Genomic DNA, 10,026 nt, shown 5'->3' on the forward strand with positions numbered 1-10,026 from the left:
CAGAACACAACGTCGGGGTGGGCCATGTGCCCACCCTGACGTTGTGTGTTCCTTGGGAAACATACGCCGATCACAAATTATGTAAGAGGGAGGTGTCTTGTATGTAGGACGATCATACTGCGACGATTGGGTGACACGCCACACCGATGCTTACGCCAGACGCCATTGATATATTCCTCGATCATGCGCTGGATGGCGTCAATCTCGCCCACTTGCGAACCTTGATCGGCGATCTCTTTGCCAAGCAACCAGATGTGGCGCAGGTGCGGGTACGCACGCTGCCGGGGAGTAGTGCCGGGCTTAGTTCGTTGAGTCTCGTGTTGGCGCAGCCGATCACCCACGATGGTGCGGAGTATCATCCGGTGGCGATTCGGATTGGGCAGGCCGCTGCGATTGCTGCCGAGTATCAGAACTACACCCAGTATGTGGAACCCTTTACGCGCGCAGAACGCCCCCAGTTGCATGCGACGAGTGCGTATGGTGGGCTGGCGGCGTTGAGTTATGCGTATTTGGGGTCGGTGGATGCGCCGATCCAGACGTTGCGCGATTATCTCTGGCAACACCCCGATCAGCAGCGTGCGTTGACGGCTATTCGTAACCTGTTTACCGATACCCTGGCAGGAAGTGGCGGCCAGAATGGTTGGCATATGAATGCGCGGCTATTCGCCAATCAGTGTCCGGGGTGGTTCTATAATCGCGTGTTGCCGCCAGTGTTGAGTCTGAAAAATGTCCGTGTCGGGCACGGTGGTGTTGATGCGCAGGCCGTGAAGAGCCTCCTCGCCCGCGCTGATCAGCCAGAGGCCCGCAGCCTGTTGGGTCAGCGCATCACGCTGGGGGTCTGTGCGGGCTACCCGCTGTTGCAGGAGGTGGAGGCACAGCCGATGGATGCCGGGTTGGTACGGCTACGCCTGCACCTCCTGGCAGGCAACCCGATGCCAGCCGGTATCTACCGGCCACTCGATCCCGTTGCGGCACGGATTGAACTAATCATCCCCGCTGAAGACGTCGCCCATGTGCGGGCGGCGCTGCTTCAGGAGGCTCCACTGGAGGCGCAGGTGGTACAAACCCGCTATACGCTGCTGTATGATCAGATTGAACGCCATGGGTTGCGCCAAGTTGAGAATCTGGTGGGCCAGAATCTCGCCGACCCGTTAGCGATCTATGCTACCCTGCTCGATACCCCCATATCCTTGCATACCTCGATTATCCATGGCGATCTGAACCTGGGGAACATCCTGATGCGTGAGTATGGCCCCAATGGGATCGGTGGCGTGACAGCATGGTTGATTGATTTTGATCAGACTCGCCCCGGTGGGCATACGGTCTTTGATCTGGTCAAACTGGAGATGGAGTATAAGTTACATATTCTGAGCCACCGGCTGCGCAGCCGGGTTGATGTGCTCCGTTTGGAGGCCGCGTTGCATGCCGCCCTAACCAACCCCAGTGATGTTGAACGCTATCTGGATCGGGATCACGAACTGGTACGGGCGTATGAGTTTATCCTGAGGCTACGCCAACTGGCACTCAAGCCGGTCAAGGGGGGCGGCCCACGCCCCTACGAATACTATCTAGGGCTGATTGGTTATGGACTCGCCGCGTTAAAGTATCGTAATCTGTACGATCAGGGCCGCGAGCGTTGGGTACAGCCGCAGGCCCGGATCGAACCGCTGGCGAGTGTGGCCTATCTGAGTGCGGCCTATGCGGCCACCGTGATTGAACAGATCCGAAAGTTGGAGACGTGGCCCAATCAGGTTCAAGCAGCGCCGCGTCCGCTGCGGCGGCACATCAATCCTCGCGGGTGTGGTGTGGGGGGCAGCCTGCATCCGCTCTACCAAGCTAGTCTACGTCGTTCATCCATAGGAGGGTTTTGAATATGCTCGATCCACGTCCAATCACCTATCGTGCCGAGATCATTGAACCGCTCATCCAGCACTTGGCTGCGGGTGAATGTTGTAGTATCGTCGGAATCAATGGGATCGGGAAGACCAACATGCTCCAGCATCTTCAACGTTTTGATGTGATTGCCCACTATATCACTGGGAACGGTGAACCCTTAGCCTTTTGTAGCCTCGATGCGAACATGTTGGCGGAACCTAGCGGTTGGGGTTTCTTTGAGGGCTTGACCGTGGCGCTCCGGGTGGGGTTGCGCACGCTGTTGCCTGAAGTGGCGCTCCAACGTATCAGTGAGGAGCATGCCGCAATCCTCGCCGCCTATGGGAACTATCCGATGGCGCTGCGTCGCTGTAGCAATGCGATCAATGTCGCCCTCGACTATACCCGTTTAGTTATTATTCTGGATGAATTTGATGCGCTATTACCCCAAATAAGCACCACCACACTCCGTAATCTGCGCGCCCTGCGTGATCGCTATAAGTATCGGTTGATGTATCTCGCGCTGACCCGCGAGCGCTTGCCGACGCTCTGCCCCGATATGTATGCGGAAGAGAGCGAGTCCTTTCTCGAACTCTTTTCGTTGGGTGAAGAGGGCTTGCCCCCTCTGCGGCATGAAGATGCGCAGCGTGAGACCGTGCGCTTTAGTAGCCGCTATCAGCAGACGATCCCCCCGGCTGAGATTGAGCGCATCATTGATCTGAGTGGCGGGCATCCCAGCCTCATCCGCACTCTGGTACAGGTCGTGCTAGAGTATGGAACGTTGAGTGACGAGCCGCGCCTCTTGATGCGGCGTGCTCCGAATGTGCGTAACGAGTGCCTCAAGATCTGGAATGATCTCTCTGATGAAGAGCAAGATCTGCTCTGGCAGGCCCATCATCACAGAAAGCTCGATCTCCATGATCATGCCGATCTGAGCCTCAAGGGCTTGCTCAAACCCCACGCCGATGGGTGGCAGATCTTTAGCCCGCTCTTGGACACACTTGTCGCGGGTGAGATTGCCCGTACTGCGTCGGTCACACCCAATGACTCACAGCCAGATCCGATCTCTATCAATCCTACGACCCAGCAGGTATACTATTATGGGCGCGAGATTGGCGATCAGTTGCCGCGCCTACAGTTCGTCCTCTTGGCCTATCTCTATGCACGCTATGGTACGGTGTGTAGTGAAGAGGAACTCTATAAGGCCGTCTATCCCGATGAATCAGAGATTGACCTCTCATCGGATCGGATTGGGGTCTTGGTGCGCCGCTTGTCCAAGCGTCTACAACGTCTCGTGCCGCATCAGCCAAAGTTGATCCATACTGCGCGTGGGCGCGGCTACCGATTGGGGCTGCCATCCTAGGAGGAAGCAATGAACCTGCTCAAGAATCCGGTGTTGACCCGTGAGCTACGCGGACGTATCCGTGGCTGGCGGGCGATGATCTTGTTGAGTATCTATCTCACGATCACCGGCATGATCACCTTTTTGGTCTATCTGGCCAGTTCAAATAGTTTCTCTGGTGGGATGACGGATATTGAGGCTGGCCCCACGATTGGTAAGTCGATCTTTATTACGGTGATGATTGCGACCCTAGTGCAGGTATGTATCATCTCGCCCGCGCTTACCGCTGGGGCGATTACGGGTGAGCGCGAACGCCAGAGTTATGATCTCTTGATCACCACGCTGCTCTCGCCGTTGCAGATTATTCTGGGGAAACTGACTTCGGCGCTGGCGTTTGCGCTGTTGCTCATCTTTGCCGCTTTGCCCATGGCGGGTTTGGCGTTTCTCTTTGGTGGGGTGAGCGGAACGGAGTTTGCGATTGGGCTGGTGGGCTTGATCGTTACGGCGATCTGCTACGCCTCGATAGGGATCTTCTTCTCGACTGTGATGCGTAGCACACTGGGGGCGAATATTACAGCGTTGGGGAGTGTCATCTTTCTGCTGCTGATTATTCCCTTTATCTTTACGATCATTTCGATCATATTGGGCTACTATGAACCCGACATTATCTATATCTATACGGTGGGCCTCATGCTGAGTGCGCACCCCTTTATTGCGCTGGGGATTACCGAGGCCGCGTTGGTGGGCGGCGAGAATGCCTTCTACTTCAACATACCAACCAGTACGGGTGATGTGTTGGTACCCTCACCGTGGTTGGTCTATCTCTTTCTCTCGATTTTGGCCACGGGGCTGTTTTTGTTCCTCTCGGTGCGTTTGTTGAAGCCGGTGGGGGTGGGGAAGTAGTGAAATATCTTTGTGTTGTTGTTTGGCGGCTTCGCCGCCAAACAACAACACAAACTAGGGTTTGGGGCATAGCTTTATGGTAGCCCGATCAGTTCCACCGCATCAATCTCGCTCCAATAGGTGCCGCCGCGCTGATCAATCGTGATGCGTACCTTCACCACCCGGCTCAAGGTCTGGGTGAAGGTGATGCTTTGGGCCAACGGGCATGTGACGCTTAGGCTGGGGCTACCCGTATAGACCGGGATGACTTCGCCGCGTTCGTCAATCAACTCCACGTGGCTGACAAAACCGGGTTGGCTGTTCTGGTAGATGACGAGGCTGCTGGCAAAGACCGGCGTCGCGTAGCTCAGTTCGAGCGTGTCGCGGCCATCGGGGGCCGCCGAGGCCCATGCGGCGGGGCTGTCCTGGCACCCCGCTACATCCGGTGCGCCAAGCACCCCTTCGGGATCATAATCGGGGGCGTAGAAACTGCTGGCAGTAGCCGCACTGGCCCACTGGTGGAGTAACTTCTCCTCCGGCACAACGGTCGGCTCCGGGGTGGCGCTCTGCTCGGCCTCTGGGCCGGGGGTGGAACTGAGCGCCGCATCGCCCTGGAGGCGCAGCGCTGTCACCGCGCTGTACTCGCCACTGTTGTCGCTCACCCACACCACCTCGCCGGGGCCAACCACAATCCCGTTGGGCAGGCTAAACTCGCCGGGGCCGGGCAGGCTGCCGCTCGTGGCGGGCGTGCCGTTGCGTGAAACCGTGACCCCACTCGGTGAGAGGCGCACGATCCCGGCGCTGTAGGTAGCGAGGTAGATATCGCCCCCCGCATCCAGGTCAATCGAACCTGCGGCAAGGCTCAGTGTCGCTGCCGGATCGCCAAAACGCGCCAGTTCACTACCGTCGGGGGCGAGCTTCACCACCGAGCCACCAAAGCTCTCGGCGAGGTAGATATTCCCCACACTATCCACCACCAAATCGGATGGGGCCAGATCGGAAGGCAGGTTCAGCCGGGTCACGAACGTCCCATCAGGCTGAAAGATCATCACGCTAGAGATCGCATCACCTTCAGCATTGGAGCGGCTATCCAGGGCGTAGATCTGTTCTTCTGGGCCAAGGGCGATGCGTTGCGGCGATGATAGGCCAAACTGATCGGGAGCCTCCCCGGCACTGCCCCAATGCGCAATAAACGTGCCGTCGGCGTGGAAGTGGGCAATGGCGTTGCGCCCATAATCGGCCACGAAGAGATCGCCAGTGCTGGTACGTACCACATCATAGGCGTCGAGCAACTCTTCAGCGCCGAAGGTGCTGAGCAGGCTCCCATCGGGCGCAAAGACCCAAATGCCCCGGCTGTTCTCGGCGACATAGAGTGTACCATCGGGGGCAGTGGCCATGCCGCGTGCCGACATAAAGCGTGCGTTGCGTTCGCCACCATTCCCACCAATCCGCAAAACAAACCCGGCTGGCCCCTCGCGCAGCACATCGGGTTGCAGCGCCAGATTGACTGGGGTAGGAGTTGGCGTTGGGGTCAGCGGGAAGAAGGTGAGACTCTCCAGGATCGCCTGAAAGAGGACGCTCTGCTGCGCCCAACTTGCGGGGTCGCTCTGGCCCACCACGCGCACCACCTGTTGCGGGCCAACCACCACCACCAACTGACCAGAGCCACCCGTACCTTGCAGATCGGCCAGCAGCGCCGGTTGGCCCGTGATGGTGATCGGGGTGGTCGGGCTGATGGTATAGCCGGATTGTTGAATAAGCGCACTACTCACCTCAAAGAAGGCTTCGGGATTCTGGCTCGCCTCGCGCCCATACTGCGCCGCCACCTGCTCGGACGGAGTGGCATCGAGCGTAATCAGCAGATCCGGGCCGGGGCTGGTGCGATCCAGGCTACTCGCCGACGGAGCCAACACGAGGGTTCCCGAAATCACCTCGCTCACCCATCCCTGGGGATGGCTCAGGCGCACCCCCAAGGCTTCCACCAGCGTCTCCGCATCCAGATCGGGAGCCAGAGCGGCGGTCGGTTCGGGGCTAGGGGGCGGCGCAAGCGTCGCCGCCGGAGGCTGGCCCACCCCCGGCAAACTACAGGCGCTGAGTATCAGGAACGCCGCGACGGCGCATAGAGTGCGGAGTATGCGGTGCATGGAGGAACCTCATTGGTGGGCAGGCTGCGTGGCTGTATTATACCATCTCACCTCTCCTGAAACCTAGAGATTCAGGGGATGCCCATACGGGTGTGGCATGGGCTTTACGCAATATGGGAAGATTTGAATGTAGTAATAAAAGCAACTGCTTACCAATAATTTCAGATAATCTAACAGGTACTGCATTTCCAATCTGCCTCATTGCCTCACCCCAAGCACCAGTAATAATGAAATCCTGCGGGAATGTTTGAATTAACTTTGCTTCGAATATAGTAAAGTAGCGAACTGATCCATCTTCATAGCGGATCAAATTTTCACCACCAGGCACACCATGTCCACCCGCTTTGATGGTTTTCGAGGGTTGGTCAATCTTACTACCTGAATGGCCTGGGTAGATACGAGCACCACCCTTAAAGATGTGATCTGGAATATTATGGTCTTCCTGTGGGTGTGGAACGCCTACCAGTGCATCGCGAATAGTCTGCCAAGGAAGTTCTTCTGGTGGAAACATTCCGTACTTCTGCTGAAGCAGAGATTCGATCAAAACATTCTGCTGGCGGGGTAGCTCGTGGCGATCCCAATATTCTGCAGTAACGAACTTATCCCAGTTCAATCTATCCTCGGTATGTGTGAATTGTGGGAACGTCCATTCAACATCCAAGTCGGAGCGAATACCAATGATCACCACTCGTTCCCGTTTCTGCGGGATACCATAGTGAGCTGCATTGAGCAATTTGTACTCAACTTTATATTTTATATCATTGTATTGATTCGTTGTGATTTTTCTAAGTCTATTGAGATGATGCAACCAATCTTCATTTTCTTTGATGGTGCAAGTTGGGTACGTTAGACGAAGAATAATATAATCAAAATACTCAGCGAAAGATGTACGTAGTAAACCCTTGACATTTTCAAAAAAAAACGCTTTCGGCTGAAGTCGTTCAATGCACTTGATCGCATAGGGAAACATATCCCGACTATCGTGATGAGCTTTATGCTTTCCACCTAATGAGCTTGATTGCCTCCATCCGGTTGGAACTGCCTTCCCTACATAGATAGGAAAGTCATAGGAAAGTCGATTTAACTCAGCATACCTTTTATAGATAGGATTGCTTCCTGTGTAGTAAAGAGCATAAACGCCAGTTCCAGAAAATCTTTCTGGTGGTGGCAGACAATGAACTGGTGTTCCGTTAAAAAAACGAACAGCATCTTTAATAAGTTCAGCAAAAGCTTCGTTGTGGTATATATGCTTGTTTCTTTCAAAAGATTTTTGTATCATTATAATGGTTTTTGTCTTGTGTATATCAATGAAGGTTACTATTGAACCGTACAATTTCCGTTTAACAGAAAGGAATATACCATATTTTCTTTGCGAAAGCAAGTATATATGAATGATTATTTGATATAAAGCTTGCCCTGGTTTGTTCTGTTCAAGAGGGAGTTTTCGAGATGAGAGCTTCCCAACTCATGTTGAACCTATCGCCTTGTCGCAACCAAGCATGTGCAAAGATGCTACAGGCAAACGATTCAGGGGATGCCGCCCCATAGGCGTTCGGTTACGGAGGGTATCATCCTCGGTGGTACACCCTATCAACCGCAGAGGACACCGAGGGACGCAGAGGGATGGGTTTTGCGCTCCCTGTGGTTACGACCTATGGTTCTTCCTCTGCGTACCTCTGCGTCCTCTGCGGTCAAAAACCGGGGCGCAAGAGGACGCTTAACCGAACCGCCCCCTTCGACAGACTCAGGGGGCGGCCTTTCATTCGCTGCGCTCAGTGTGGCCCCCGCCGCCCCCGGAAGTAGCCAGTCCGAAAGGCCAGCGCCGCTACCACCGCGATCACGAGCAGGATGATCATGCACTCCCAGCCACCCAGGGTTGCGATTCTCATAACGGCAACTGCCCGCCGGGTGCATAGCTCCGCACCACCTCCGCCAAACGGGAGATCCCGGTCTTGATCAACTCCGGTGGCGAGAAAGAGAAGTTGAGCCGCATGGTATTGATCACATCCCCCGCCGGGTAGAAGGTGCGCCCCGGCACAAACGCCACCTGATGGCCAATCGCCCGCCCCAACAACTCCGCCGAGTCCCAACCGTCGGGCAGCGTCACCCAGAGGAACATCCCCCCTGCCGGATGGGTCCAGCGCACCCCGGCGGGCATCGTCGCGTGCAGCGCGGCCAACATCACATCGCGGCGCTGCCCGTACACCTCGCGCAACACCGGGATGTGGCGTTCCAGCAGCCCATCGCGGCAGGTCAGATAGGCCGCCACCTGGGCCAAACTGCCCGTATGCAGATCCAGCCCCTGTTTCACCTGCACCAGCTTATCAATCAGGCCGGTTGGCGCGATCAGCCAACCCACGCGCAGGCCGGGGGTGAGTAACTTGGAGAAGGTGCTTAGATAGATGACATGGCGCAACTCGCCATACAGTTGGCAATCCAGCGCCGCCAAGGGGGTAGCGCGGGTTCCTTCATAATAAAGCTCGCCATAGGGATCATCCTCAATGATCGGCAGATCATAGCGCCCCGCCAACTCCACCAAGGCCCGCCGCCGTTCGGGAGCCAGCGTTACCCCGGTGGGGTTCTGGAACGAAGAGACGATGTAGAGGAAACGCGGGCGCACCCCGCGTGCCAACACCTCGGCCAGCGCCTCCACTTGCAGCCCCTGCGCATCCATAGGCAACGGCAACAGTTGGGGGCGATAGGGCTGCCATGCTTGCAGCGCCCCCAGGTAGGTGGGGCTCTCGACCGCAATGGGGGCACCGGGGTCAATCAGCAGCTTGCCGAGCATATCGAGCGCCTGCTGCGACCCAGAGGTGATCAGGGTCTGCGACGGGCTGACCCGCATCCCCAGGTCATGCATCCAACCCGCGATCATCTCACGCAGTGGCGCGTGGCCCTCGGTTGTCCCATACTGAAGCGCCGAGTCGGGCGACTCAACCAGCGCCTGTTCACACGCGGCTCCAATCTCCTCAGTGGGGAAGAGTTCTGGTGCGGGCAACCCGCCGCCAAACGAGATTATCTCCGGTTGCACGGTCAGTTTCAACAGATCGCGGATCGCCGAACTACTCATCTCGCGCGCCCGCTGCGCGATGCGTTCACTCCAATTGATGCTCATGTCTACTCCGTATGAAAGTGCGGTGAAGGAATATCGCGTAGGGGCGCGTCGTGACGCGCCCCTGGCGTCCCCACGCAATACGTCGCCGCGATCATCGCGCCGGAGGGCGCGTCACGACGCACCCCTACACATCCGCTTCTCGCCGGTTACGATGCGCCACCGCGCCGTTGGCGGTAGCTGAGCTTGCCGAAACTGAGCTTGTCGAAGCCATGCGGCGCTTCGCGCTAACAAGATTTTTCGTGAAGGCATGCCTCCCCATCCCGGCTACCGGCTATAATACCATCCGAACCCGCGTGATAGCTGCGGGGTTTTACCCCCGGTAGAGGAAACGCGGGCGCGGCGCATGGACGGCACGCATGGCCCGACTGAGCTCGCCGAAGTCCTCGGATACATACGCTGCGAACCACTGGCCTGCTCGAACGAAAACGATGATTGGATGTTATACTGTACGTATGCAGCGAACAATACGCATGCGATTGACCCCATCTCCTAGCCAAGCGGCTACGCTGACCGAAACGAGCCGCCTGTTCACGGCTGCCTTCAATCAGTTCGTGCGTCTGGGATGGGATGCGAAGGTCGGCAATGCGACGAAATTGCATTATCTGGCCTACTACCCGGTACGGGAGAGCGTGCCGACCCTGAACAGCAACCTGATCAATACCGCCCGTGCC

Annotated in this window: 7 protein-coding genes; 4 read left to right on the forward strand and 3 right to left on the reverse strand. The window is 56.9% G+C overall.

What is annotated here, in order from left to right:
* Positions 1 to 146: 146 nt before the first annotated feature.
* Genes EKD03_RS13000 through EKD03_RS13010 form a run of 3 tightly spaced genes read left to right on the forward strand, consistent with a single transcriptional unit; the run spans position 147 to position 4,117 of the window.
* Positions 147 to 1,871: a phosphotransferase gene (locus EKD03_RS13000; RefSeq protein ID WP_129631438.1), complete on the forward strand. Its 1,725-nt coding sequence runs from the start codon at positions 147 to 149 to the stop codon at positions 1,869 to 1,871.
* 2 nt (positions 1,872 to 1,873) lie between these two features.
* Positions 1,874 to 3,235, forward strand: a complete 1,362-nt coding sequence (locus tag EKD03_RS13005; RefSeq protein WP_129631441.1) for a winged helix-turn-helix domain-containing protein — start codon at positions 1,874 to 1,876, stop codon at positions 3,233 to 3,235.
* 9 nt (positions 3,236 to 3,244) lie between these two features.
* On the forward strand, positions 3,245 to 4,117 hold the full coding sequence (locus EKD03_RS13010) for an ABC transporter permease (RefSeq protein WP_129631444.1): 873 nt from the start codon (positions 3,245 to 3,247) through the stop codon (positions 4,115 to 4,117).
* Positions 4,118 to 4,191: 74 nt separating this feature from the next.
* Here the strand turns inward: EKD03_RS13010 and EKD03_RS13015 are convergent, their stop codons facing one another.
* From EKD03_RS13015 to EKD03_RS13025, 3 genes are all read right to left on the reverse strand, one after another.
* On the reverse strand, positions 4,192 to 6,240 hold the full coding sequence (locus tag EKD03_RS13015) for an NHL repeat-containing protein (protein ID WP_129631447.1): 2,049 nt from the start codon (positions 6,238 to 6,240) through the stop codon (positions 4,192 to 4,194).
* 37 nt (positions 6,241 to 6,277) lie between these two features.
* Positions 6,278 to 7,519 carry a DNA (cytosine-5-)-methyltransferase gene (dcm, locus tag EKD03_RS13020; RefSeq protein WP_129631450.1) on the reverse strand — a complete coding sequence of 414 codons (1,242 nt, stop codon included), beginning with the start codon at positions 7,517 to 7,519 and terminating at the stop codon, positions 6,278 to 6,280.
* Between the two features lie 606 nt (positions 7,520 to 8,125).
* Entirely contained in the window at positions 8,126 to 9,355 is a 1,230-nt protein-coding gene (locus EKD03_RS13025) for an aminotransferase-like domain-containing protein (protein ID WP_129631453.1), read from the reverse strand.
* Positions 9,356 to 9,825: 470 nt separating this feature from the next.
* Here EKD03_RS13025 and EKD03_RS13030 point away from each other — a divergent pair.
* Positions 9,826 to 10,026 (forward strand): hypothetical protein (locus EKD03_RS13030; protein ID WP_202976795.1); only part of this gene is annotated, 201 nt, incomplete at its 3' end.

The organism is Candidatus Oscillochloris fontis, from assembly GCF_004138135.1.
GTDB lineage: Bacteria > Chloroflexota > Chloroflexia > Chloroflexales > Chloroflexaceae > Oscillochloris > Oscillochloris fontis.